Source organism: Streptosporangium sp. NPDC020072 (genome assembly GCF_040631445.1).
In the GTDB taxonomy this organism is placed as follows: Bacteria; Actinomycetota; Actinomycetes; order Streptosporangiales; family Streptosporangiaceae; genus Streptosporangium.
The window spans coordinates 73,437-98,097 of sequence record NZ_JBEYAB010000023.1; the positions used below are offsets into that span (position 1 = coordinate 73,437).

The window sequence follows — 24,661 nt, forward strand, 5'->3', positions numbered from 1 at the left end:
AGAACAACCTGTCGATCCGGCTAGGGGATCTAGGACGGCGCGAGGAAGGCCTGACCGCCATAGAAGAAGCCACCGCCATCTACCGGAAGCTAGCCCGGACACACCCGGACGCCCACCTACCCGACCTCGCCACGAGCCTGAACAACCTGTCGATCCGGCTAGGGGACCTGGGACGGCGCGAGGAAGGCCTGACCGCCATAGAAGAAGCCGTCGCGATCTGCCAAGGCCTGGCCAAGGCCTGGCCTGCGGTGTACCAGGCCGAACTGGAGCAGTCCTTAGCTGTCATGGAGTGGCTTCGCGGAACATAGCGGCAGTGATCGTCGGCCCGCCACAGGCGATCAAGCACACGCGTTCGCTCGGGTCAGCTGCCGCCCTCCTGGCCATCGCCGCACTCACCCGCAATCTGCGCGCCCGGGGTTGAGTGGCACCACCTTCACACATCTCCTGATTAGACACACCTCTAATTTGACATGCCTCTAAGTGTTCGGGCATCCTGCCGACGAGGCTACTTAGACAGGCTTCAAAGCAGTGCGGACCGGTACGGCCCGCGCGAACGATGAGGAGAGGCACCATGAGTGGATGCTGCGGTCCCACCACCGTCGAGTTGGAGGCCAGTCGCCAGGCCGTACGGCTCGATGGCCTGCCCGTCGTGGTCATCGGCGCGGGGCCGGTCGGGCTGGCCGCGGCGGCTCACCTGGCCGAGCGGGGCCTCGACTTCGTGGTGCTGGAGGCGGGCGAGCGGGTGGGCGCGTCGGTGGCCCGGTGGGGTCACGTCCGGGTGTTCAGCCCGTGGAAGTACGACATCGACTCGGCCGCGCGCCGCCTGCTGGAGGCCGACGGCTGGAGCGCCCCCGATGAGGAGTGGCTGCCGACCGGGGCCGAGCTGATCGAGGACTACCTGGCGCCGCTGGCCGAGCTGTTCGGTAACCGCGTCCGTACCGGCGCGAAGGTGACGGCGATCAGCAGGCTCGGCTACGACCGGGTCCGCACCGCCGGTCGTGAGCGGGCGCCGTTCCTGGTCCGCCTGGCCGACGGCGGCGAACTGCACGCCCGCGCCGTCGTGGACGCCTCCGGCACCTACGTCACCCCGAACGTGCTCGGCGCCTCCGGCCTGCCCGCGCACGGCGAGGCCGACGCGGCCGACCTGGTCGACCACGCGCTGCCCGACGTGCTCGGCGCCGACCGCGACCGCTACGCCGGTAAGCATGTCCTGGTCGTCGGCGCCGGTCACTCGGCCGCCACCACGCTGCTCGCCCTCGCCCAACTGGAGGACACCCCGATCACCTGGGCGATCCGCGCGGGCGACGCCACCCGCGCGTACGGCGGCGGCGAGGCGGACGCGCTGCCCGCCCGGGGAGCGCTCGGCACCCGCCTGCACGCCCACGTCGAAAGCGGCCGCATCCGCCTGGTGACCGGCTTCTTCACCCACGCCGTCGAACGCGACGGTGAGCGGGTGCGGGTGATCAGCCGTGACCCGTCCGGCCACGAACGGAGCGTCACGGTGGACCGGATCGTCAGCGCGACCGGTTACCGCCCCGACCACACCATCGCCGGTGAGCTGCGCCTCGACCTGGACCCGGTCCTCGGCTCCACCCGGGCCCTCGCGCCGCTGATCGACCCGAACGCGCACTCCTGCGGCACGGTGCCGCCGCACGGCGCCGACGAGCTGGCCCACCCGGAGGACGGCTACTACGCCGTGGGGGTCAAGAGCTACGGCCGCGCCCCGACCTTCCTGCTGGCCACCGGCTACGAGCAGGCCCGCTCGGTGGTCGCGGCGCTGGCCGGCGACTGGCAGGCCGCCCGGGACGTCCAACTCGACCTGCCCGAGACCGGCGTGTGCTCCTCCGGCCTGGCCGAGGCCCAGGAACAGCGGGTCGGCCTGGCCACCGGGATCAGCGGCGGCCTGCTGTCCACCCCGCTTCCCCTCGCCACCGTGAGCGCGACCGCCGGGACCTCCCAGGGCGGCGGCTGCTGCGGCTGACCCGAGCGCCCCGAACGTCCCGCGTGGGCTTCCTACTCGGCGTGCTCGACCGTGGTTTTCGGGAGGGCGAGCATCACGAGTGCCGTGACCAGGTAGAGCGCGGCGGAGACGATCAGGACGACGCCGAGCGCGTGGCCGTACTCGGGCAGCCTCGGTGCTCCGGTGGCCGAACCGGTGACGGAGGTGAAGAAGACCGTGCCGAGTACGGCGATGCCGACGGCGCCGCCGATCTGGTTGACGGTGGACAGCACCCCGCCCGCCGCGCCCGCGTCGCGGCCGGGGACGCCCGCGAGGACGACGTTGACGAGAATGGGCGCGGCGAGACCGAGCCCGAGGCCACCGATGAGGAGTGCGAGGGCGAGCAGCCAGTACCCGGGATCGTCGCCGTCCCTGACGAAGGACCACAGGACGAGCTGGGAGGCCGCGACGGTGAGCGAGCCGGTGACCAGGAGCGTTCTGCCCGCCCTGGCGGCGAGGGCGACGCCGAGGCCGGAGGTGACGATCGAGCCGAGCGCGTACGGAAGGATCACCAGGCCGGTCTCCCACGCGGTTCGGCCGGTTCCGTTCTGGAGGTAGACCGAGAGGGTGAGGAAGTACGACCCGATGCCGCCGAAGAAGAGCACCGAAGCGGCCAGACCGACCGTGAAGGCGCGGATTCGCAGCAGAGCCGGGTCGAAGACGGGTTCGTCCCCGCGTCCGGTGAGGCGGCGTTCGTGGACGAGGAAGATCGCGAGCACGATGGCTCCGGCCGCCAGGAGGGCGTAGCTGCCCCAGGTCCATCCCCATGCCTCGGTCTGGACGATCGGCAGCAGCAGGAGAAGGATGCCCGTGGCCGCCAGGAGCGCGCCGGGGAGGTCCAGCCGGGCGGTCGAGGCGGAGCGGGACTCCGGCAGGACCTTCGCGCCGACGACGAGCGCCAGGATCGAGACGGGCACGTTGATCCAGAAGATCGTGCGCCAGCCCAGGCCGAACAGGTCGGCGTCGACGAGCAGCCCGCCCAGCAGCGGGCCGGCGACCGAGGCGAGGCCCTGGACCGCTCCGTAGGCGCCGAACGCCTTGGCACGCTCAGCCGGGGCGAACGACGCCCGGATGATCCCGAACACCTGCGGGACCATGATCCCGGCGGTCAGTCCCTGCCCGGCGCGCATGCCGATGAGCGTCCCCGGATCGGCGGCCAGCGCGCACAGCGCCGAGGTGACCATGAACCCGGCCAGTCCGATCATGAACAGCCGCCTGCGGCCGTACCGGTCACCGAGCCGTCCACCGGTGATCAGACCCGCGCCCAGGGCGAGGGCGTAGGCGGCGATCGTCCACTGGATCTGGGCGTCGCCGGCACCCAGGTCCTCGGCGATCGCCGGGGCCGCGACGGTGACGATCGTCGCGTCGAGAAGGTCCATGAAGGAACCGAAGAGCACCACCAACAGCGCGGCGCCGGAGACGGGTGCCGGAACGGCCCCGATGGTGCGAATGCCCTTTCGGGGGCTCGGGGAATGGGTCATGTCGACCACCGTCGTCGGCGTAGTTGCCATCGAGTGGCCGCTATCGGGGGGAGAATCGAAGAATCATGGCCACCACCTCCGCGCGGGCGCTCAAGCTGCTGTCGATCTTCGGGATCGGCGCGACCCTGACCGCCGAGGAACTCGCCGCCCGGCTCGGGGCGTCGGTGAGAACCGTACGGCGCGACATCGACACGCTCCGGGACCTCGGGTACGAGATCGAGGCCGTCCGCGGAGCGGGCGGCGGGTACCGGCTCGGCCACGCCACCCGCCTGCCACCGGTCGTCTTCGACGAGGACCAGGCCGTCGCCGTGGCCGTCGCGCTCCAGACCGTGCCGACGGTCCTGTCCGGCATCCGCGAGAACGCGGCCCGTGCCCTCGCCACGCTGCACCAGGCGATGCCCACGCGCAGCCGCCTGCACGCGGAGGCGTTCACCGTCTCATCGGCCCGCAACTACTGGGAGTTCCCCGCGCCACCGATCGACGCCGAGATCGTCCGCGCCGTCGGCAGCGCGATCAACCGGCGGCACCTCGTCCGCGTGGACTACACCGGCGACGGCGAACCCGTCACGCTCACTCTGGAGCCGCACGACCTCGTGGTCTGGGCCGCGCGCTGGTACCTGGTCGCCTTCGACCCGGACGCCGACCGATGGCGCGCGATGCGCGTGGACCGCTTCACGCCGCACACGCCCACGCACACCCCCTTCGTCCGGCGTGACATCCCGCACGGCGATCCCGTCGCCTTCGTCATGACCGCGCACGACCGTGGGGACGCCGCCGCCGAATGGCAGTGCCGCGGCTCGGCCGTCCTCGCCCTGCCCGCCTCGACCGTCGCCAGGTTCGCCCCCGGTGGATCGACGGTCGAGTACGACACCGAGAACACGTGCCGGCTCACCCTCGGCGCGTGGTCATGGCCGGGGCTGGCGGGGCTGCTCCTCACCTTCGACGCCGACATCACGGACATCGAACCGGCCGAACTCCGGCAGGCCCTGCACTCCCTGCGCGCCCGGATCGGCAGAGGGCTCGAACCCGCCACCCCGCCTCGGCCGGAGCGGTGACGTCGCGGGGCGGGGTACTCGAAACGGGCCGCCCGTGATGCGACAGTTGGACCGCGCGGCATCATCCGTAGGCGACGACAGGGTGGCCATCATGCCTCTTGAGGGCGAGTACGGGCCGAGTCCGGCTCAGTGGATACGCGAACAGGTCGAGCTGTACGAGAGTTCGGACGGCACGCGGGGGACGACGCTCTGGGACACGGGGCTGCCCGTCGTCATCCTCACGACGCGCGGCGCGCGGAGCGGCAAGCTTCGTAAGATCCCGCTGATGCGCGTGGAGCACGAGGGACGGTACGCGGCCGTGGCCTCCAAGGGTGGCTTCCCGCGTCATCCGGACTGGTACTTCAACGTCAGGTCCGACCCGCGCGTGGAACTCCGGGACGGCGCCGTACGCCAGGACATGACGGCCCGTGAGGTCACCGGGGACGAGCGGGCCGAGTGGTGGGAACGCGCGGTCGCCGCGTACCCGGCATACGCGGAGTACCAGGAGAAGACAGACCGGGTGATCCCCGTCTTCGTGCTGGAACCGGGTACCTGACGCCGGGAGGGCGTGTCCCGTTTTCCCAGGTCGGCATGTTCCCTACGTGAGCCGGACACGCGGATTTCACGCGCTCGTGGTCCTGGCCGGGGACCGTTCGACCTATGAGCGCCCTCCTCGCCTCCGCTCTGCTCGCCTCCCTCCTCTCCCCCGCCGGCGCCGCCGCGAACTCTCCCGCCAACGCCGTCACGAGCCCTTCCACGGACGCCGTCACGGGCGCCGCCGGGGAGTGCTCGGGGGTCGCCTCCGACTTCGACGCCGACGGCCGTCCCGACACCGTGGTCGCCGCGCCGTACGCCACGGTCGGCGGGGTTTTCCGCGCCGGTGAGGTGACCGTCAGGTACGGCACCGGCAGGACCGAACGGCTGGCCCAGGGGAGCCGGGGCGCGCCCGGCGCCGCGGAGACCGGTGACTCGTTCGGCTCGGCCGTCGCGGCCGGTGACTTCGACGGGGACGGGTGCGCCGACCTCGCCGTGGGGGCGTCGGAGGAGTTCCTCGACGCCAGGAGGCCGGGGGAGGACGGTGACGGGGTGGTGTACCTGTTCCACGGCTCGCCTCGGGGACTGCGCCCGGGGAAGGCGCTGGACGTCACGGGGTTCGGGCGGCGCGCGACGGGTGACCGGTTCGGCGCCGCGCTCACGGTCGGGCAGTTCGACGGCGACAGGGCCGACGAACTGGTCATCGGGGTTCCCGGACTCGGTGTCGGGGGCGGGATCGGCGTGTACGGCGTCAAGGGGCACCGGCCGTACACGCTCACCAAGGAGACCCCGTGGATCGCCCAGGACGCGTTGAGCACCGACGAGTTCGGGGCGACGGTGGCGGCCGGTGACTTCGACGGCGACGGCCGCGACGAGGTGGCGGTCGGCGCGCCGGGGGACGGCGGGCAGCGTTCGGGGGCCGGTTCGGTGACGATCCTGGACCTGGCCGCGCGGCAGGCGGGGGCCTACACCCAGGAGAGCCCGAACGTGAAGGGCTCGGCGGAGAAGTGGGACCACTTCGGCGCCGCCCTCGCCGTCGGGGACTTCGACGCCGACGGCCGCGACGACCTGGCGATCGGTGTGCCGGGCGAGGATCTCGACGCGAACGTTCGTGCCCTGGACTACGGCGCGGGCGCGGTCCACGTGCTGTACGGCTCACGCCGGGGGCTGAGCGCCCTCGGCAGCGAGATGTGGACCCAGAACACCCGGGGCGTCGTGGGCAGGGCCCGTTACGCCGACCGGTTCGGCACCGCGCTCGCGGCCGGTGACTTCAACGGGGACGGGGACGACGACCTGGCGATCGGCGTTCCCGGCGAGAGCGCGGTCCAGGTCCTGGCGGGGACCCGCTCCGGCGGGCTGACCAGGCACCACAACGTCCTCATCCCGCGTGGACGCGACGGTTTCGGCGCCTCCCTGGCCCCGGTCAGGCGGGCGGACGGCTCCCCCGACGATCTCCTCGTGGGCTCCCCCGACCACGGCACGGTGGTCCTCATCGGCGGCGCCGTGCGCAAGGGCTCGTATCCGGGGCTGTCCGCCCGGCGGCTGCGCCCGCACGGGTCCGGTCCCGCCGGGTCGCTGTACGGCTACGCCCTCCTGCCGTGAGAGCACTCGGGGGCGTGCGTACGATCGAAGGCGAAGCACCCGTTTCCAGTAAGGATGTGTCATGGCTGGTCTGGGAACCGGCGAGATCCTCATCATCGCCCTCGTCCTGGTGGTCCTCTTCGGATCGAGGAAGCTGCCCGACATGGCCAGGTCCGTCGGCCGGTCGCTGCGCGTGTTCAAGGCGGAGACCGCCAAGCCGCACGCGGACGACGAGCCCCGGCCCGTCCCGGCCGCCTCGCTTGAGGAGCAGGCGCGCCTGCTTGAGGAGCAGGCCGCCCGCCTGCGCGCCCAGGCCTCGAAGGCCTAGCATCACAGGACCGTCAGCCCCCGGTCGGTGAGGATGGCCGCAGCCTGCCCCGAGGTGATGACGGCCCCGGCGAGGGAGCGCAGGTCGCGGTCGTCGGGCTGACCGAGGTCGGTTCCCCGCAGGTCGGTCCTGGTGAACGTGGTGTTCACCAGCCGTGCCCTGATGATCCGGCAGTCGGTGAGGACGGCGTCGGTGAAGTCGCAGCCGGACAGGTTGGCCTCGTCGAACCGTACGCCCTCGATCTCCTGCTTCCTGAAGGAGCAGCCGGACACGTCGGCCAAGGTGAGGTTGGAGCGCGAGAGGGTGAACGGGGTCCCCCGGGTCCCGGTGAGGGTCGCGCCGATCATCCGGCAGCCGGTGAAGCTCACGTCGGTCAGCAGGGCGTTGCCGAACCGGGCACTCGACAGGTCGGCGTTGACGAAGACCGCGTCGGTCAGCTCCGCGTTGAGGAACCTGAGGTCGGCCCCTCCCCCGCCGTCGAACCTGGCGCCGTCGAGGTCGGCGCCTCGGAAGTCGGCGCCGTCGAGCGCGCACCGGTCGAACACACACCCCACGAGGACGGCCTCGCTCAGGTCGGCCCGCCGCAGGTCACAGTTGACGAACCTGTACGGCTCGGCCGCCAGCACGTCGGTCAGCGCCATCTCCGAGAGGTCCAGCCCCTCCACGTCCCGCTGGGTCGCGAGCAACTCCGTGACGTCCATGCGTAGACATCCAACCAGAGCCTCGGCCGACCCTTGACGAGATCACCCAAACGAAAAGAGAGCACCGCTCTTGACTTCCACTCCGCAAGGGGGCACGATTGACCCATCGAGAGCGCCGCTCTCAAAAACAACGAGTGCTCACGGAGGAGACATGGAAACCCGGTTCCTGCAGGTCGACGGTGGCCGGATCGCCTACGACGTCGAGGGTGACGGCCCACTGGTGGTCATGATCCCCGGCATGCTCGACAGCCGTGAGTCCTACCGGTTCCTGCGCCCGCTGCTCGTGCGGGCCGGATACCGCGTGGCGACCATGGACATCCGCGGCTGCGGGGAGTCCTCGGCCGAGTGGGATGATTACTCCTACGAGGCCCAGGGCCGCGACATCGCCGCCCTGGTCGGGCACCTGGACGCCGGGCCCGCCGTACTGGTCGGCAACTCCTACTCCGCAGGGTCCATCATGTGCGCCGCCGCCGAGGCCCCCGCCCTGGTCGCCGGGGTGGTGCCGATCGCGAGCTTCGTCCCCAACCTGCCGACGGGGCCGGTCAAGAGGGCGCTGCTGGCGCTGGTCGGCAAGGTCGTCGTGGCCTTCCCCTCGGTCTGGGGCGCCTACCTCAGGTCCGCCTACCCCAGCGCGCCGCCCGCCGACCTCGCCGACTACCGCGCCCGGTCGGTCGCCGCCCTGCGCACCCGCAGGAACGCCACCCGCGCCTACGTCTCCGCGCCCCCGATGAGCGAGGCCTGGCTTGACCGGGTCACCTGCCCGGCGCTGGTCGTCATGGGCACCGCCGACCCCGACTTCACCGACCCCGTGGCCGTCGCCGAACTCCAGGCGGCCAGGATGAACGCCCCGCTGGCACTGGTCGAGGGGGCGGGCCACTATCCGCACGCCGAGTTCCCCGAGGTGCTCGCCGGCTCCCTGCTGCCCTTCCTCGCCCGGGTGCACGCCCGGGTCGCCGTGTGACCCGGGGACGCCGAAACCACGGATACCGGACTGCCGGAATTCCCACGAAGTGCAGTAATAGAATGAAATGACCGAAATCTCGTCCTATTTCTCTCCAGACAGGAACCTTTCCCGCCGTTCACGCGTCTGTTATCGCGGGGAGAGACGATAGGAGACAAATGCCCGAAAAGCCGGGGTTGCTGACACGTGTCATCGCGGGATTCAAGGGTGAGGTGCCCGCGACCACCCTGGAGGCGTTGCAGAAGGCGGGGATAGGCGTCTACCAGGTACTCGACGAGGTCGAGGTCCTGCGCAGGGGCATGGCGGTCGAGGGAGTCGACCCGTGGAGCGCCTCCGAGGCGGTCGCCGCGCAGCAGCTGTACTCGTGGAACGCGTTCGTGCTGCAGACACTCGGCGACAAGATGATCGAGGCGGACTACCGCGCCGACGCCAAGACGGTCGGCTACCTGCCGCAGGTCACCGCCGAGCAGGTGTGGGCCTTCTTCGGCCAGGTCGAGGGATGGCTCTCGCTGGCCCGCCAGGCCGCGGCCAACCCCGGGTTCAAGATCGCCGACCCGCGTGAGCTGCCCGCCGACCTGCCCGGCTGGGTCGAGGTCCAGCCCTGCCCGCGCGCCCACCTGGAGGCGATGATCGCCGCCGCCGCCGCGATCAAGGAGCACGCGGAGCTGGCGCTCGGCCTGCTCGAACAGGCGGGCGTTCCCGAAGAACGGCTCGCCGACCGCGACCGGCTGCGGCAGGTCGCCGCGCGGGCCGCGACCTCCGCGGACTACGCGATCAACATGTACTCCCCCAACGCGGACACGCAGCTGCACGAGCTGATCGAGGAACGGCTGCGCGGCGCCCTGGAGACCTACCACCACCTGGGACAACTGGTGGCGATGCCCACCCTGCTCAGGACGTACGGCCAGAGCGGCACCCCCACGGCCCCGACCGCTCCCGCGCCCCCGCAGCAGCGCAGGAAGCTGCCGCGTCCCGGCCAGCCCGGCTTCGACCCGTGGTGCCTGACCGACCCCAAGACGCTGAACCGGTGGACGAAGGACGCGCGCGCCCGCGAGTCGATCACCGAGCTGTGGCGGCACGACCCCAACCCGGCCCAGACGTTGCGTTTCCAGGAGGACATCAACGACGGGATCGAGCGCGGTGACGTCTCGGTACTGAGCCAGCACTACTACTGCTGTCCGTGGGCGCCGATCTACCGGGCGAACAAGCCGATCCTGGTCGGCGACCGGCGGCTGCAGGCGGGGCAGGAGTTCACCTACGAGGCCTCCGCCGAGGAGATCCTGGAGACCGGGCGGTTCGTCAGGAAGATCATCAATGGTCCGTTCACCACGACGAACCAGGTCGACTACTGCAACCCCGGCGACTTCCACGACGACTGACGGACCTTCGGACCTGCGGGGAAAAGCCGCGTTCGCCTTTCAGAAAAAAAGACTCTTTCCCAAATGCCGTCAGACGGTTAGGTTTCCATTCAGTGTCACGTCGCGATTCTCACCGGTGACACGTCAGGAGATTTCTCCGTAATTCTGAGCAGTGGAGGAGTCCAGATGCGCACAAATCTGCGCAGAAACGCGATCCGGCTCGTCGCCGTGGCTTCGGCTTTCGGCCTGCCTCTCGCATTGGTCCCACCGGCCCAGGCCGATCCCGGGGTGAGCGCCGTACAGAGTCAGCTGGTCAAATCTGTGACGGCGCCCCTGGTCAAGAACCACCTGCGGGCGCTGCAGAACATCGCGAACGCCAACAACGGGACCCGCGCCGCGGGGACGAAGGGGCACGACGCCTCCGCCGAGTACGTCGCGGCGAAGCTGCGCAAGGCCGGTTGGCGTGTCACGCTCCAACCGTTCGAGTTCGGCTACTTCACGGAGAACTCGGCCGCGACACTGGCCCAGATCTCCCCCGATCCCAAGACGTACACCCCGACCGAGCCGGGCAGCTCCACCCTCGGTGACTTCTCGACCATGACCTACTCCGCCTCCGGCGACGTCACCGGGACCGTGCAGGCCGTGGACCTGACGCTGCCGCCGTCCCCGGCCCCCAGTTCGACCTCGGGCTGTGAGGCGTCGGACTTCGCCGGATTCACCAGGGGCAACGTCGCGCTGGTCCAGCGCGGCACCTGCGACTTCGAGGTCAAGGCGCGCAACGCCCTGGCCGCGGGCGCCTCGGCGGTCATCATCTTCAACGAGGGTCAGCCCGGCCGTACCAACACCGTTCTGGGACGGCTCGCCGGCCCCGGTGTGACCATCCCCGTGCTGGGAGCCAGCTTCGCCGTCGGCGAGGACCTGGCCTCCCCCGCCGGCACGGTCGTGCACATCAAGACCGACACCACCAGCGAGAACCGCCTCACCCACAACGTGATCGCCGACTCGCGCTGGGGCGACCCGAACAAGGTCGTCATGATCGGCTCGCACCTCGACTCGGTCGTCGACGGCCCCGGTATCAACGACAACGGCTCGGGCAGCGCGGCCGACCTCACCGTCGCCGAGGCGCTCGGCAGGATCCCCACGACCAACAGGCTCCGCTTCGCCTGGTGGAGCGCGGAGGAGCTCGGCCTGCTCGGCTCCCAGTACTACGTCGACAACCTGCCCGCCGACCAGCGCGCGAAGGTCAAGCTGTACCTCAACTTCGACATGGTCGCCTCCCCCAACTACGCGCTGAAGATCTACGACGGTGACGACTCCGACCAGACGGGCTCGCCCGCCGGTCCCGCCGGTTCCGCCGAGATCGAGAAGCTCTTCGAGAAGTACTTCGACACCCTGCGCCAGCCCCACAACGGCACCGACTTCGACGGCCGCTCCGACTACGGACCGTTCATCGAGGTCGGCATCCCCTCCGGTGGCCTGTTCACCGGCGCCGAGGGCATCAAGACGGCCGAGGAGGCCGCCCTGTTCGGCGGCGTCGCGGGCCAGCCGTACGACGGGTGCTACCACCAGGCCTGTGACACCATCGCCAACATCAGCGACAAGGCCCTCGCGCTGAACACCGGCGCGATCGCCACCGCCGCCGTGGTGTACGGCTTCAGCAGGAACCTGCCCGGCTCCGGGGCTCCGGCCGCGGCCGCCCCCCAGAAGAAGTCCCTGGCCGCCGTGGCCGCCGACGGTCGCGTCAGCGGCTGACGACGGGCACGCCCCCGGCGAGACTCCTGACGGCCCCCGGTCACCCGACCGGGGGCCGTCCCGCGTCACGGCCCGGACCGGCCGCACCCGCTTCGCCGTCTCACTCGACCGAGACGTCCCCCAGGGACTCCAGCAGCACGCGGAGCGTCCCGGCGAGCCGTTCACGATCGTCGAGGTCCAGTGCGGCCAGCAGCCGTGCCTCGTTGGCCACGTGCAGCCCGACCAGTTCCTCGACGATCTCCCATCCCCTGGGCGTGAGCCGTACGGGCACCAGGCGGCGGTCCCTGACGTCCCTGACCCGCTCGACCAGGCCCCTGGCCTCAAGCCTGTCGATCCTGTTGGTGATCGCCCCCGAGGTGACCATCGCCGCCCGCAGCAACGCCACCGCCGTCAACTCGTACGGCGGGCCCGCCCTGCGCAGCGTGGCCAGCACGTCGAACTCCCAGTGCTCAAGCCCGTGTGCGGCGAAGAACTCCTTCAGCTCGCGCTCGAACAGCCGGGAAAGGCGCGAAATCCGGCCGACGATCCCCATCGGCCACACGTCAAGGGTCGGCCGTTCCCGCTCCCACTGGGCCAGCAACGCGTCCACCGCGTCACCCATCGCACCTCCCGGCCAGAGCGCCACGGCCCATGTCTTCCCGTCGGCAAGGGTAGCGGCGACGGGCCGTACCGGTGCGCGCCACCGGATCACATCGTGACAGGTCGTGCCGGAGGGGCCGGGAGGCGGCCTGAGGCTAGAGCTTGAGCAGGCCGAGGTCCACGGTCTCGGCCATCGCCTGGGCGCCCGCGTCGTTGAGGTGCGTGTGGTCGCCGCTGTCGAACTCGGCACGCAGGTGGTCGGGCCGCTCCGGATCCTGCACGGCCGCCGCCACGTCGAACACCCCGTCGAAGACGTCCGTGCCGCGGATCCACTCGTTGACCGTCCGCCGGATCTCCCGCACCTCGGGCGAGTCCAGCCCGGGGTAGGTCGAGTCGGCGAACGGGCCGATGGTCGCCACGAGAATCCGCAGGCCCGCCTCGTGGCTCCTGCGGGCCAGTTCGGTGAACCCGGCGACGAGTTCCCCGGCCGTCACGGGCGGCTGCCCCCACATGCCGGGCAGACCCAGGTCGTTGATGCCGAAGTTGACCAGCACGTGGCTCACACCCGGCACCTGGAGCACGTCGCGCTCGAAGCGGGCCAGGCCGTGCTCGCCGATCCCGTCGGCCAGCAGGCGGTTGCCCGCGATGCCCTGGTTGACCACCCAGCCCCGTTCCAGCCGCCGGTTCAGCAGGTTCGGGGAGCGCCGGTTGGCCCCCGTGGTCGTGCCGACCCCCTCGAACCAGGAGTCACCGAAGGCGACGGCGACCGTGGTGCCCTCGGGGGCGAGCACGTCGACCCCGGTGACGTAGAAACGCGCGCCGACCTCCCGCGCGCCGGGAAGCGTCGTCGCCGAGACGGCGTCGCCCTCGACCACGTAACCGGTCTCGGCGGGCTGGTGGGAGAAGGTGGCCAGGCCCGTCTTCTCGGGGAGGTACAGGCTCAGCACCAGGTCGGTTCCCGCCTCGACCGCCAGCTCGACCGGGTCGCTCACGACCTCGCCGCCCGCCGGGACCGTCGTGCCGTCCCGCCCGTCGAAGCGGAGCCCGGTGTCGGTCTCGGGGTCGATCTCCCCGCCCCGCCCGCCCGCGGGCCGTACGGCGACGCGGGCGGCGGCGACGCTGAGCGGGTCGGTGCCGTACCGGTTGCTGAGCCGTACGCGCAGGGTGGTTCCCCCGCCGTCGAGGTGGAGGATCTGCCGCAGGGTCATGCCCGTGAAGGAGAGCGGCTGGTTGAACGAGAGCTGCGAGGGGTCGATCACCGCGGACCTGAAGGCCGCCACCCATGTCGTGGTCACAGTCGTCCCAACCCATGGTCAAACAGCCATATTCCGTCCAGGAGGGCCGTGTGCCGCCGAGCCCTGGAAAGGCGAATTGATTTCCGTCCGGCATTCGCCCGTCAGGTGAATTCCGACGCCCCCGGATTTACCGGAGACCCGCCCCCGGCGGAGTATTCGAACTGATCTGCGACAAGCCGGAGCCCCGTCCCCGCCGGGGATGGCGGGCGAGATGAACCCTTCCCTACAGGCATGAAATGTTCTCATCCCGCAATCTCCTCTCCGCCCCCTTTGCGTGAAGTCGGCATATGATCGACAGGCTCTATAGCTATATGACTCGATGTCGAGCCAAAGACCGGAGGATCATCCTTGTCGGGAAACTTGGACTGGTCCAGACTCACGCCTGACAGCGCGAAGCCTGTCGACCTGCGCACCAACCAGCCGCACTCCGCCCGGGTCTACGACTACATGCTGGGGGGCAAGGACAACTTCGCGGCCGACCGCAAGGTCGCCGAGGAGGTCATGGCCCTGTCGCCCTACCTGCGGACATCCGTACGGGCGAACCGGAACTTCATGATCCGCGTCGCCCGCCACCTCGCCTCGGACCTGGGCATCACCCAGTTCCTGGACATCGGCACCGGGTTGCCGACCTCGCCGAACCTCCACGAGGTCGTGCAGCAGGTCAACCCCGACGCCCGGATCGTCTACATCGACAACGACCCCATCGTGCTGCAGCACGCCCGCGCCCTGCTCGTCGGCACCCCGACCGGCAGGACCACCTACATCGACGCCGACATCCACGACCCGCAGGGCATCCTCAACGCGGCCGAGACCCAGGACACCCTCGACCTGAGCAAGCCCGTCGCCCTCTGCCTGATCGCCATCCTGCACTTCATCCCCGACGAGAACGAGGCGCACGAGATCGTCAGGCAGCTCATGCGGCCCCTGCCGTCCGGCAGCGCCCTGGCCCTGTCGACCATCGCGATCGACGCCGCCCCCGAGCGCGTCACGTCGGCGGTCAAGGCCTTCAACGACCGCGGCATCGCCTCCAAGACCCGCACCAGGGCCGAGGTCGACCTCTTCTTCGAGGGCCTGGACATCGTGCCCCCCGGCCTCGTCCCCGTGCACCACTGGCACCCCGACGACGAGGCGCGCTCCCTCAGGGACGACGAGGTCTCGATGTACGGCGGCATCGGCGTCAAACGCTGATCCCCGGTCGCCCCGCCCTCCCCGGGTGGGGCGGCCCGTGTCGTGGCATGCTGGCCGGGTGACGCCCGAGGACCTCGCCCACCTGCGCCGGGCCCGTGACCTCATGGACCGTGAGTACGCCCGCCCTCTCGACGTCCCCGCGCTCGCCCGCGCCGCGTTCATGTCGCCCGGCCACTTCTCCCGCAGCTTCAAGGCCGCCTACGGCGAGACGCCGTACAACTACCTCATGACGCGCCGCATCGAGCGGGCCAAGGCGCTGCTGCGCCGGGGCGACCTGTCGGTGACCGAGGTCTGCGTCGAGGTCGGCTGTACCTCCCTCGGCTCGTTCAGCTCGCGCTTCACCGAACTGGTCGGCGAGAGCCCCAGCGCCTACCGGGCACGCGACCACAGCGGGAACGCCGCCATGCCCGGCTGCTACGCCAGGATCATCACCCGGCCGAGCAGAATCCGAGAAGCCCCCGTTGAGGACGCCTGAGTACGGTTTCCCCCATGGCACTCATGCTCTCCCACGTCTTTCTCGAAGTCCGCGACCAGGACGAGGCCCTCGCCTTCTACCGGGACGTTCTCGGCCTGGAGGTCAAGTCCGACGTCGTGATCGAGGGGTACCGCTGGCTCACCCTCACCACCCCCTCCCAGCCCGACGTCGAGATCGTCCTGAACCAGGTCGGCACGGTCTACCCGACCGACCGCGAGCAGCTCGAAGCCCTGCTGGCCAAGGGGGTGCTGAACGGCGTCTTCTTCAAGGCCGACGACGTCGACGCCACCTTCGAGAAGATCCGCGTGTCCGGGGTCGAGGTGCTCCAGGAGCCCATCAACCAGCCGTACGGCGTCCGCGACTGCGCCTTCCGCGACCCCTCCGGCAACATGATCCGTTTCTCCGGACCGCAGCTTCGCCGGTCCTAGGGCCTCCACTCCTGGGCCAGGAGACCGAGCAGCACCTGGTCCAGGAACTCGCCCATCACCCAGGCCGAGGAGCGCGCCACGCCCTCGCGGACGAAGCCGTTGCGCTCGGCCGAGCGCAACATCGCGACGTTGTCCGCCAGCGTCTCGATCTGCAGCCGTTGCAGGCCGCGCACGACGAACCCGTAGTGACACAGCACCGCGACCACGTCGGTGCCGTAACCCCTGCCCCGGGAGGACGGCAGCAGCCCGAGCCCGACGTGCGCGGACCGGTTGTGGGTGTCGATGCCCCACAGCACCGCGGAGCCGGCCAGCGCGCCGCCGTCCAGCTCCACCACGGAGAAATGGACGTTCTGCTGGTTGGTGTCGTCCACCACGAACTGTGAGTCCTTCGAGCCGGGCGTGATCGGCCGCCACGGATGGCCCATGGCCCGCGAGGTGTTGACCACGTCTCCGTGGAGTTCGGCCTCCAGGACCGGAATGTCGTCCTCGTGCCGAGCCCTGAGCCCTACCTTGCTTCCCCTTAGCATGCGAGTTTCCTACCCGACCAGCCCAATATGCGGCAAACCAATAAAAGTGATCGATTTCGGGTGGCCATCCGCAGGGCACTAGGCTGGCCGCATGGCGGAGATCTTCGTCCCGGACGGGTCGTGGACATTCGACGGCGAGACCCTGAGGATCGTCCCGGGTGGCGACAAGAACATCCATGAGCTGCGCAAACTCGTCGGCGAGCTGACCATACCGCTCGCCGCGATCAGCAGCGTCTCCTTCGAGCCCGCACGCAAGGGCGGCAACCTGCAGCTCCGGCTGCGGCCGGGCACCGACCCGCTCACCGACGTCGCCGCCGGACGGCTCACCGACCCCGCCGACCCCTACCGGCTGTCGATCCCCAAGGACCGCACCGGGGCCGCGGGCTACTTCGCCGACGAGGTGCGCGCCTACCTGGAGGTCGGACGGACCCCGGAGGCGCTTCCCGAGGGGTTCCTGCTGCCCGGGCCCGCCGTACCGATCTCCGCGACCGCGGGCGACGGCACGGTGAACTTCGACGGCCACACCGTCTGGCTCGACTGGACCGGCTTCGCCAAGACGGCCAAGCAGTCCGCCGGGTCCCGGATGTTCCCGCTGCGGGAGGTGACCGGCGTCGAATGGGCCCCGCAGTCGGGCATCGGCTACGGACGACTCCGCTTCCACCTCAGCGGCGCCCCCTCGGGGAAGTCCCCGGAGGAGGACCCCAACTGCATCTCGTGGGGGGTGCAGCGCTACGGCGGCTCGACCGTTCTGGTCGCCGCAGCCGTGCTCGCCCGGCTGCCACGCCGTACGGCCGTCGCGCCCACGCCGGCCCTCGACCCGAAGGACGAGCGGGAGAAGCTGGTGCGCCGGGTGGCCGAGCTGGAGAACCACGACGCCATCCTGCGCCGCCTGGGCGAACTCGGCGAACTGCGCCGTTCCGGCGTGCTCACCGAGGACGAGTTCACCTACGCCAAACAGGCCCTGCTGGCCCGCCTCAACGAGGAGTGACCCCTCAGAGCGCTCCGAGGTAGACCCAGGCGCCGCCGTGCCTGACGAACCGGCTGTTCTCCTCCATCTCCCCCGGCACGCCCCGCTCCAGATAGTGGGCGCGGAAGCGCACCGTCCCCTCGGTGTGCACGGCGCTGCCGCCGGTGGTCTCCAGGATCTCCAGGCGCACCCAGCGCGTCCCGCCGCCGAGGTCGAGATGCCCGGGACGGGTGCTCGGGTGCCAGGTGCGCAGCAGGTAACCGGCGTCCCCCACGCTGAAGGCGCTGAACCGGGAGCGCATCAGCGCCTCCGCCGTGCTCGCCGCCGCCTCCCCCCGGTGCAGCGGACCACAGTGGTCGCGGTACGGCACGGCCGCCCCGCAGGGACACGAGGTGGCGGAGGGGCGAAGCTGGGTGCGACGTGACATTCCCTCATTGTGCCTGGCCGATTCCGCGTGTGGTTCAGCGCCGGATCGTCCAGTCCGGCACCCAGGTTCCGGCGGCTTCGTGACCGGCCGCCGTGGCGGCGAGATACGCGCGGAGGGTCGCCAGCGCGGGGTGGGGGTTGTCACGGCGCCACAGGAGCGAGTGCGGGTAGACGGGCGTGGGATCGGTCACCGGGATGCGGCGAAGACCGTGGTCGGCGGGCCAGACGAGGCGGGTCCGCTCGCTCATGAAGGTGGCCAGGGCCGGGGTGTCGGCGACGGTGTCGATGAGCACGTCGGAGCCGAAGTTCGGGCCGGTCGCCTCGATGGTGAGGCCGAACTCGGCGACGAGGTCGTCGTAGTAGGCGCCCCACTCGGTACCGGGGACGATGCCGGGCATCCAGATCCGGTGCCCGACGAGCTGGGCCATGGTCACCGAACGGGCGCCCGCCAGCGCGTGGGCGGGGCCGGTGAGAAGCTGGAGCGGCTCGTCGAGCACCCGGACGGACTCGACGTCCTCGGGAAGGGGTCGGCCGGGCATGGCGACGGCGCGGAAGGACGCGTCGATCACGCCGGACCTGATCGCCGCGACGGCCTGCTCGATGTCGAACAGCATCACCACGTCGAGTTCGATCTCGGGATGAGCCTGGTGGAAGCCGCGCATCAGGCCCGACGTCGCACCCCGTGAGGCGATCACGTCGACGCGCAGCGGACGGCCGCCGGGACGCACGGACGCGACCGCGCGTTCGGCGACCCTGAGCAGCTCCCGCGCGTGGGGCAGGAACGCCTGCCCGTCGATGGTGAGCTCGGCACCACGCGGCGTGCGGGTGAACAGCCGAACGCCGAGGTCTCGCTCCAGCGTGGCGACGCGCTTGGAGACGGCCTGCTGGGTGACCGCGAGCTCTGCCGCGGCCTCCTGGAACTGCCCCGCCTCCGCAGCGGCGACAAAGGTCCGGACGGCTTCTAGATCCATGCCGACACCCTAGTGACACAACCATCGGTTGTGGCCTGATGGCCTTCCGGTTGTTTGATCGCAGGGTGTGACTCTCGCTTTGATACTCCCGATCGCCGAACGGTTGTGTGACGGCGACCATGAGAGACGGGCGGCGGTTCGGATGGCCTTGAGAGACAGACACCGGCTGGGACGGTCGTTCGGGTGGCTCTGGGGGGCGTACGGCACCAGCGCGCTCGGCACCTGGCTCGCCTTCGGCGCGTTCCCGCTGATCGCCGTCCAGGTGTTGCACGCCGGACCCGCCGAGGTCGCGGCGCTGTCCTCCGTGGGGGCGGCGGTCGGCGCGGCCGTGGCGGTGCCGCTCGGCCCGTGGGTCGAGTTCCGCCGCAAACGGCCGGTGCTGATCGGGATGGACCTGGCGCGGTTCGCGGCGCTGCTGACGATCCCCGCCGCGTTCGTGCTCGGCGTGCTCACCTTCGTCCAGCTCCTGCTGGTCTCGGTCGTCGTCGCGGCGGCCGACATCACCTTCCGCGCCGCCTCCGGTGCCTACCTGAAGACGCTGCTGCCCGCCGAGGACCTGCTCGTCGCCAACGCCCGGTTCGAGTCCACGACCTGGACGACCACGATCGTCGGACCCCCGCTCGGCGGTGCCGCGATCGGCCTCCTCGGCCCGGTGGCGACGGTACTGGCCGACGCGATCAGCTACCTCCTCTCAGCCCTGGGCATCCACCTCTCAACCCCGAGCCGTCGCCCGTCCTCCCCGGACAACCGGCTGCCCGCCCCGAGCCGTCTGTCCTTCCTGAGCAGCCGCTCCTCCACCATGGGCCGCCGACGCGACACCCCAGACGACCGCCCCTCCGCTTCGGGTGACCGTACGACGGACGGTCGGGAGCCACGGCCCGGACGTCGGGAGGTCTCACGGGCCGGGGACCTGCTCGACGGCTGGCGGTACATCCTCGCCGACCCGGCGCTGCGGCCGCTGTTCCTCAACACCGCCCTGTTCAACGGCCTGGTGATGGCCGCCGACGCGCTGCTGGCCGTCCTGATGCTCGGCCCGCTCGGGTTCACCCCGTGGCAGTACGGCCTCGCCTTCGCCGTACCCGCGATCGGCGGGCTGGTCGGCTCGCGACTGGCCCGGCCCCTCGTCACCCGGTTCGGGCAGCACCGCGTCCTGGTGGTGGCCGGGACACTACGCGCGTTCTGGCCCATCGGGCTCGTCCTCCTCGGGCCGGGCACCGGAGGACTGCTGCTGGTGATGGGCGTCGAGCTCGGGCTCATCCTCTGCTGCGGGGTCTTCAACCCCGTCTACGCCACCTACCGCCTCGAACGCACCACGAACGACCGGATCACCCGCACGCTGTCCGCCTGGGCGGTGACGACCAAGGCCTCGACGGCGCTCCTGACGGCGATCTGGGGCGTACTCGGCAGCCTGCTCGGCCCGCGCACGGCCATCGGCCTGGCCGGCGCGCTCCTGCTGGTGACCCCCCTGTTCCTCCCCCGTCGCCTCACGACGCCCCGCGCCGAACCGCCCCCGTCGCTCACCGAAAAGCCCACGGAAAAGCCCACGGAAAAGCCCACCGGAACACCTGCCGAGGCGCCCGTCGAAGCACCCACCCGAACGCCGCCCGAAATCACCCGCTGAATCGCCCGTCGAAGCACCCACCGGATCGCCCGCCGGATCGCCCGCCCAGGAGAGAAGATGACCGACACGACCCCGACGCTGGACCCCAGGACCACCGCGCTGCTCGTCATGGACTACCAGCGGGGAATCCTGGACGCGCTCCCCGACCCCCGGTCACTGCTGTCACGGACGGCCGACGCCATCGCCGACATGCGGGCGTACGGCGCCGCCGTCGCCTACGTGCGGGTCGGGTTCACCGAGGCCGACTGGGCGGCGATCCCGCCGACCAACAAACCTTTCTCCTTCCTCGGACGGCAACGCCTCATGCACCACGCGGACGCCGCGACGGACATCCACCCCCGGCTCGCTCCCGAGCCCGGCGACATCGTCGTCCGCAAGACCCGCTTCGGCGCGCTGTCCACGACGGACCTGGACCGGCGGCTGCGGGATCGCGGAGTCACCACCCTGGTCATCGCGGGCGTCACCACCGGCGGCGTCGTGCTGTCCACCGTCACCGACGCCGCCGACCGCGACTACCGGCTCCACGTCCTCTCCGACTGCGTCGCCGACCCGGACCCACAGGTTCACCGGGCCCTGATGACCGGTGTCTTCCCGAGGGTGGCCCACATCATCGACACCGCGGAACTCCGCTCACTCCTGCACACGAAGTGACCGTCCCCTTCCCGGAAAGCCTTTCCCCAGGACCCTCTTCCCCGAGGCGTCCCTGCCCGGACGGAGGGCCAGGGTGGCGGCCACGCAGGCGACCGGGAAGGCGGGCAGGACGTAGCGGTTGTCGAAGTCGAGCGCCGCGACCGGCGCCACCAGCAGGAACAGCGCCACCACCCACGGCAGCAGGGCCGTACGGCGCCGCCGCAGCATCCCGAGCCCGCCCAGCAGCAGAACCGCCCCCAGCAACGGACCGTGCAGGAAGGACGGATAGGAGTAGGCCGCCAGCAACCCCGCGTACGGCTCGACGGAGGACAGCCCCCGGATGCCCGGGTCGTACTCCTGGCGAACCTTGTCGATCAGCGGGAAGTCGGGCAGTGGCCAGCTTCCCTGAGGGAAGGAGAGGGCCGAACCGACCCGCTTGGGATGGGCGACCGGAGCCCAGGCGAAGGCGAGCGAGGTGTCCGCGGCGACGTCGCGGAGATAGTCGAACGGCTGGGCGGCGATGGCGCGCAACGCGAACGACCGCGCCAGGTCGTTGTGGGAGAACCGGTCCCCGGGCAGCCGGTTGAGGGAGGCGTCCGCCGCCCAGACGTACTCGGAGGCCGCGTCGACGACCGTGCCGTTCGGGCACAGCACGGCCTCCCGCGCCGGAGGCCTGATGACCGAACAGTCGGCGAAGGTCATGGTGCGCGCCCACAACGCCACCCCGTCCGAACCGCTGAGCGCGAACCTGCCGTGGTTGGCGGCGTACCAGCCCGCGTAGGCCGTCAGCGGCACGACCCCGGCCAGCGCCAGCGCCACCACGGGACGCCATCCCGCCCGCCGTACGAGAAGGTGGAGCAACAGCAGGCCGAGCAACGGCACCGCGACGGTCCTGGTCAGCCCGGCGAACGCCGTCAACAGGCCCACGCAGGCGGCCGCCGGGACCGTCGGCACCCGCCGCCACAGCAGAACCGTGAGCGCGGCCACCACCAGGAAGATCAACTGGGTGTCGGAGAGGACGGCGTGCTCAAGCCGTAGGAACCCGGGGTCGAACAGGACCGGCAGCGTGGCCAGGGTCGCCCCCCAGCCGGGCAGCGATCGGCGCCGCAGCGTCGCGTAGACCATCAGCGCGATGCCCAGCCCCATGACGTGCTGGACGCCCGCGATCACCACCACGCTGTGGAAGGGCCGCAGCAGCCACAGCAGGAAGGGGTACCCGGCCGGATGGAACTGCGCGGACGGCCTCATGTGCATGGCCGTGTCGAGATAGGTGAACGAGTCGTACCAGTAGAGCTGGGCGGGCCGGTAGCCGAGCATGACCAGCCCTCGTAGCGCCCCCGCGCCCACGAGGACCAGCACGAACAGCCGGTGCCGCCGCAACGCCGGGCCGTACGGCCCGCCCGGGAGCCGGATGCGTCGGCGCCGGAGCGGCCCGGACGGTGGTTCCGGCGTGGCGGGCGGGCTGTGTCCGTGTTCTCTCCGCCGCTTGACCCGTGGAGCGTCCACCGGCGTGTCCAGTTGAACTGGCGAATCTGGTGATTCGGCATCTGAAGGTGGGGAATATCCGGACTGGAACTCCGGGGGTGCGGACCGTGGGTTCGGCATCGATCGCTCTCCTGTTCCCGCGCGGGACGGCTTCCGCGTCGGTGGTGGAGTAGACCCGGTGATCGATAACCTGAACGTCACCAAATTTGGTTATGGCGGCGTTATGCGTGTTCCGGGATGCTGTCCGGGCGCGCGTTCCGTACCCGCCGGGGGATTCGACCGGACGAGGTGCGCGTTCCCGCGAACCTCACGGAGCATGTGTTCCGTGCGCGCCGGGGATTCAGGGGAGGATCGTTGCGCGTTCTGATCGCCGAGGACGAGCGCATGCTCGCGGACTCGATCGCCGAGGGCCTGCGCGCGGAGGCACTGGCCGTCGACATCGCCTACGACGGCGAATCCGCCCTCGAACGGCTCGGCGTCCACGACTACGACGTGCTGATCCTGGACCGCGACCTGCCCGGAGTGCACGGCGACGACGTCTGCAGGACCGTGGTCGACTCGGGTGCCCTGGTCAGGATCCTGATGCTGACCGCGGCGGCCGACGTCCGCTCCCGGGTGGCCGGGCTCTCCCTCGGCGCCGACGACTACCTGCCCAAGCCGTTCGCCTTCGAGGAACTGCTCGCCCGGGTGCACGCCCTCGGCCGCCGCGCCAGGCCCGCCGACCCGCCGATGCTCGAACGCGCCGGCGTACGGCTCGACCGCGCCCACCGGCAGGTCTACCGCGAGGGCCGTTACGTGCCGCTGGCCCGCAAGGAGTTCGGTGTGCTCGCCGAACTGCTGCGGGCCGACGGGGCGGTCGTCTCGTCCGAGGACCTGCTGGAGAAGGTGTGGGACGAGCACATCGACCCCTTCACCAACACCGTGCGGACCACGATGATGAAGCTGCGCCGCAAACTCGGCGACCCACCCGTCATCGAGACCGTCCCCGGCGTCGGGTACCGCGTCCCATGAAGCCGACCGCCAGAATGCGGCTCGCGGTGGCCTGCGGCGCGGTGTTCCTCGTCATCGGCACCCTGCTGCTCACCGGGGTCTACCTCCTGGTGCGCAACAGCCTGGAACCCCGTGACGGCCTGGGCAAACCCAAGTACATCACGATGGCCGAGGGGCCCTACGACGCGAACAACCGCGAGTACCAGGTGGCCGTCAGACGGACCGAACAGGTCCGGCGTATCTACCAGCGCGACACGCTGAGCACCCTCCTCACCGTGGGAGGCGCCGGACTCGTCGTCTCCAGCGCGATAGCCGTCTGGTACGGCTGGTGGGTGGGCGGCTGGGCGCTGCGCCCGGTCCAGCAGGTGACCGAGACCGCCAGACGGGTCGCCCAGAGCCACAACCTGACCGAACGCATCGCCTACACCGGGCCACGCGACGAGGTCGCCGAACTGGCCGACGTCTTCGACACCATGCTCACCCGTCTCGCCCGCGCCTTCGACGGCCAGCGCCGCTTCGTCGCCAACGCCTCACACGAACTGCGCACCCCGCTGACCATCAACAGGACACTGGTCGACGTGGCCGTCAGACGCCCCGACGCGACCGACGACCTCAAACGACTCGGTGAGTCCCTGCTGCTGGTCAACACCCGACACGAACGGCTGATCGACGGCCTCCTCGCCCTCGCCGAGGGTGAGCAGTCCGTACTCGACCGGCGTCCCTTCGACCTGTCGGACGTGGTCGAGCACGTCCTCGACCAGGCGGGAGCCGAGGCGGGGGAACGCTCGGTGACCGTGCACCGGCTGCTGGACTCCGTGCCGACCGCGGGAGACCCGGTGCTGCTGGAACGGCTCGTGCAGAACCTTGTCGAGAACGCCATCCGGCACAACCACGAGGGCGGCGAGGTGTGGGTGACCACCCGCCAGCGTCAGGACGTGGCCGAACTGGTCGTGGCGAACACGGGCCTGCCGGTCCCGCCGTACGAGATCGAGACGATCTTCGAGCCCTTCCGCAGGCTGCACGGTGACCGGCTACGCTCCGAACGCGGCAGCGGCCTCGGCCTGTCCATCGTCCGCGCCATAGCCGACGCCCACGACGGCACCGTGACCGCCCGCCCCAGAGAGGAAGGCGGCCTGACCATAACCACCGAACTCCCCAGCCCGACATGACACCTCACCACCGGCGCCGGGCTCTGGGCCCCATCCCTGCGCGGGGAGCACACGTCCACCTCCTGCTCGCAGGCAGAAAGCCGGGGACCATCCCCGCGTGCGCGGGGAGCACGTGCGGCCTTCACCGGCAGGCTTGTAGACGTCGGGACCATCCCCGCGTGCGCGGGGAGCACCCTCGGTG

At 70.7% G+C, this 24,661-nt stretch carries 25 protein-coding genes; 17 read left to right on the top strand and 8 right to left on the bottom strand.

The window, feature by feature from the left end; genetic code table 11:
- Both ABZ470_RS39190 and ABZ470_RS39195 read left to right on the top strand, forming a co-directional pair.
- Nucleotides 1–308 (top strand): tetratricopeptide repeat protein (locus tag ABZ470_RS39190; protein ID WP_362917968.1); only part of this gene is annotated, 308 nt, incomplete at its 5' end.
- A gap of 263 nt (nt 309–571) precedes the next feature.
- Nucleotides 572–1,981 carry an FAD-dependent oxidoreductase gene (locus ABZ470_RS39195; protein ID WP_362917970.1) on the top strand — a complete coding sequence of 470 codons (1,410 nt, stop codon included), beginning with the start codon at nt 572–574 and terminating at the stop codon, nt 1,979–1,981.
- 32 nt (nt 1,982–2,013) lie between these two features.
- Here ABZ470_RS39195 and ABZ470_RS39200 read toward each other — a convergent pair whose 3' ends face one another.
- Nucleotides 2,014–3,480: an MFS transporter gene (locus ABZ470_RS39200; protein WP_362917974.1), complete on the bottom strand. Its 1,467-nt coding sequence runs from the start codon at nt 3,478–3,480 to the stop codon at nt 2,014–2,016.
- 65 nt (nt 3,481–3,545) lie between these two features.
- Between ABZ470_RS39200 and ABZ470_RS39205 the strand changes: the two genes are divergently transcribed.
- The 4 genes from ABZ470_RS39205 to ABZ470_RS39220 all read left to right on the top strand — a co-directional run bounded on the left by ABZ470_RS39205 (nt 3,546) and on the right by ABZ470_RS39220 (nt 6,957).
- On the top strand, nt 3,546–4,535 hold the full coding sequence (locus tag ABZ470_RS39205) for a WYL domain-containing protein (RefSeq protein ID WP_362917976.1): 990 nt from the start codon (nt 3,546–3,548) through the stop codon (nt 4,533–4,535).
- A gap of 91 nt (nt 4,536–4,626) precedes the next feature.
- Entirely contained in the window at nt 4,627–5,070 is a 444-nt protein-coding gene (locus tag ABZ470_RS39210) for a nitroreductase family deazaflavin-dependent oxidoreductase (RefSeq protein ID WP_352015468.1), read from the top strand.
- A gap of 104 nt (nt 5,071–5,174) precedes the next feature.
- A complete protein-coding gene (locus ABZ470_RS39215; protein ID WP_362917978.1) occupies nt 5,175–6,650 on the top strand; it encodes an FG-GAP and VCBS repeat-containing protein in 1,476 nt (491 codons plus the stop codon).
- Nucleotides 6,651–6,711: 61 nt separating this feature from the next.
- Complete coding sequence (locus ABZ470_RS39220; RefSeq protein WP_362782853.1) at nt 6,712–6,957, top strand: twin-arginine translocase TatA/TatE family subunit; 246 nt, start codon at nt 6,712–6,714, stop codon at nt 6,955–6,957.
- A 2-nt stretch (nt 6,958–6,959) separates the two neighbouring features.
- On the opposite strand, the gene ABZ470_RS39225 is transcribed toward ABZ470_RS39220, so the two are convergent.
- A complete protein-coding gene (locus tag ABZ470_RS39225; RefSeq protein WP_352015474.1) occupies nt 6,960–7,658 on the bottom strand; it encodes a pentapeptide repeat-containing protein in 699 nt (232 codons plus the stop codon).
- A gap of 151 nt (nt 7,659–7,809) precedes the next feature.
- On the opposite strand from ABZ470_RS39225, the gene ABZ470_RS39230 reads away from it, so the two are divergent.
- The 3 genes from ABZ470_RS39230 to ABZ470_RS39240 all read left to right on the top strand — a co-directional run bounded on the left by ABZ470_RS39230 (nt 7,810) and on the right by ABZ470_RS39240 (nt 11,729).
- Nucleotides 7,810–8,619 carry an alpha/beta hydrolase gene (locus tag ABZ470_RS39230; RefSeq protein ID WP_362917980.1) on the top strand — a complete coding sequence of 270 codons (810 nt, stop codon included), beginning with the start codon at nt 7,810–7,812 and terminating at the stop codon, nt 8,617–8,619.
- Between the two features lie 158 nt (nt 8,620–8,777).
- Nucleotides 8,778–9,998 (top strand): hypothetical protein, encoded by a 1,221-nt coding sequence (locus ABZ470_RS39235; protein WP_362917982.1) that lies wholly within the window; start codon nt 8,778–8,780, stop codon nt 9,996–9,998.
- 165 nt (nt 9,999–10,163) lie between these two features.
- A complete protein-coding gene (locus ABZ470_RS39240; protein ID WP_362917984.1) occupies nt 10,164–11,729 on the top strand; it encodes a M28 family metallopeptidase in 1,566 nt (521 codons plus the stop codon).
- 100 nt (nt 11,730–11,829) lie between these two features.
- Here the strand turns inward: ABZ470_RS39240 and ABZ470_RS39245 are convergent, their stop codons facing one another.
- On the bottom strand, nt 11,830–12,330 hold the full coding sequence (locus ABZ470_RS39245) for a MarR family transcriptional regulator (protein ID WP_352015478.1): 501 nt from the start codon (nt 12,328–12,330) through the stop codon (nt 11,830–11,832).
- 133 nt (nt 12,331–12,463) lie between these two features.
- Nucleotides 12,464–13,603 carry an SGNH/GDSL hydrolase family protein gene (locus tag ABZ470_RS39250; RefSeq protein WP_362917986.1) on the bottom strand — a complete coding sequence of 380 codons (1,140 nt, stop codon included), beginning with the start codon at nt 13,601–13,603 and terminating at the stop codon, nt 12,464–12,466.
- 348 nt (nt 13,604–13,951) lie between these two features.
- Between ABZ470_RS39250 and ABZ470_RS39255 the strand changes: the two genes are divergently transcribed.
- The 3 genes from ABZ470_RS39255 to ABZ470_RS39265 all read left to right on the top strand — a co-directional run bounded on the left by ABZ470_RS39255 (nt 13,952) and on the right by ABZ470_RS39265 (nt 15,694).
- Nucleotides 13,952–14,791, top strand: a complete 840-nt coding sequence (locus ABZ470_RS39255) for an SAM-dependent methyltransferase (RefSeq protein WP_362782838.1) — start codon at nt 13,952–13,954, stop codon at nt 14,789–14,791.
- A 103-nt stretch (nt 14,792–14,894) separates the two neighbouring features.
- The gene (locus ABZ470_RS39260) at nt 14,895–15,266 is read left to right on the top strand and encodes a helix-turn-helix transcriptional regulator (protein WP_352015505.1); all 372 of its coding nucleotides are present in this window, start codon (nt 14,895–14,897) and stop codon (nt 15,264–15,266) included.
- A gap of 14 nt (nt 15,267–15,280) precedes the next feature.
- Entirely contained in the window at nt 15,281–15,694 is a 414-nt protein-coding gene (locus tag ABZ470_RS39265) for a VOC family protein (RefSeq protein WP_362917988.1), read from the top strand.
- Here the strand turns inward: ABZ470_RS39265 and ABZ470_RS39270 are convergent.
- Nucleotides 15,691–16,221: a GNAT family protein gene (locus ABZ470_RS39270; RefSeq protein WP_362917990.1), complete on the bottom strand. Its 531-nt coding sequence runs from the start codon at nt 16,219–16,221 to the stop codon at nt 15,691–15,693. The genes ABZ470_RS39265 and ABZ470_RS39270 overlap by 4 nt on opposite strands.
- A gap of 91 nt (nt 16,222–16,312) precedes the next feature.
- Between ABZ470_RS39270 and ABZ470_RS39275 the strand changes: the two genes are divergently transcribed.
- The gene (locus tag ABZ470_RS39275; RefSeq protein WP_362917991.1) at nt 16,313–17,209 is read left to right on the top strand and encodes a DUF4429 domain-containing protein; all 897 of its coding nucleotides are present in this window, start codon (nt 16,313–16,315) and stop codon (nt 17,207–17,209) included.
- A gap of 4 nt (nt 17,210–17,213) precedes the next feature.
- Here ABZ470_RS39275 and ABZ470_RS39280 read toward each other — a convergent pair whose 3' ends face one another.
- Together ABZ470_RS39280 and ABZ470_RS39285 are read right to left on the bottom strand one after the other, a co-directional pair.
- Nucleotides 17,214–17,615: a YchJ family metal-binding protein gene (locus ABZ470_RS39280; RefSeq protein ID WP_352015484.1), complete on the bottom strand. Its 402-nt coding sequence runs from the start codon at nt 17,613–17,615 to the stop codon at nt 17,214–17,216.
- Between the two features lie 34 nt (nt 17,616–17,649).
- A complete protein-coding gene (locus ABZ470_RS39285; RefSeq protein WP_362917993.1) occupies nt 17,650–18,585 on the bottom strand; it encodes a LysR family transcriptional regulator in 936 nt (311 codons plus the stop codon).
- A gap of 148 nt (nt 18,586–18,733) precedes the next feature.
- Between ABZ470_RS39285 and ABZ470_RS39290 the strand changes: the two genes are divergently transcribed.
- Complete coding sequence (locus ABZ470_RS39290; RefSeq protein WP_362917995.1) at nt 18,734–20,206, top strand: MFS transporter; 1,473 nt, start codon at nt 18,734–18,736, stop codon at nt 20,204–20,206.
- A 57-nt stretch (nt 20,207–20,263) separates the two neighbouring features.
- Nucleotides 20,264–20,857, top strand: a complete 594-nt coding sequence (locus ABZ470_RS39295; protein ID WP_362917997.1) for a cysteine hydrolase — start codon at nt 20,264–20,266, stop codon at nt 20,855–20,857.
- On the opposite strand, the gene ABZ470_RS39300 is transcribed toward ABZ470_RS39295, so the two are convergent.
- Nucleotides 20,837–22,342, bottom strand: coding sequence for a hypothetical protein (locus tag ABZ470_RS39300; protein ID WP_362917999.1), 1,506 nt, complete (start codon nt 22,340–22,342; stop codon nt 20,837–20,839). The genes ABZ470_RS39295 and ABZ470_RS39300 overlap by 21 nt on opposite strands.
- A gap of 333 nt (nt 22,343–22,675) precedes the next feature.
- On the opposite strand from ABZ470_RS39300, the gene ABZ470_RS39305 reads away from it, so the two are divergent.
- Both ABZ470_RS39305 and ABZ470_RS39310 read left to right on the top strand, forming a co-directional pair.
- Nucleotides 22,676–23,332: a response regulator transcription factor gene (locus ABZ470_RS39305; protein ID WP_352015489.1), complete on the top strand. Its 657-nt coding sequence runs from the start codon at nt 22,676–22,678 to the stop codon at nt 23,330–23,332.
- Nucleotides 23,329–24,480 (top strand): HAMP domain-containing sensor histidine kinase, encoded by a 1,152-nt coding sequence (locus tag ABZ470_RS39310; RefSeq protein WP_352015490.1) that lies wholly within the window; start codon nt 23,329–23,331, stop codon nt 24,478–24,480. Before ABZ470_RS39305 ends, ABZ470_RS39310 begins: the two co-directional genes overlap by 4 nt.
- The last annotated feature ends 181 nt before the right edge of the window (nt 24,481–24,661 follow it).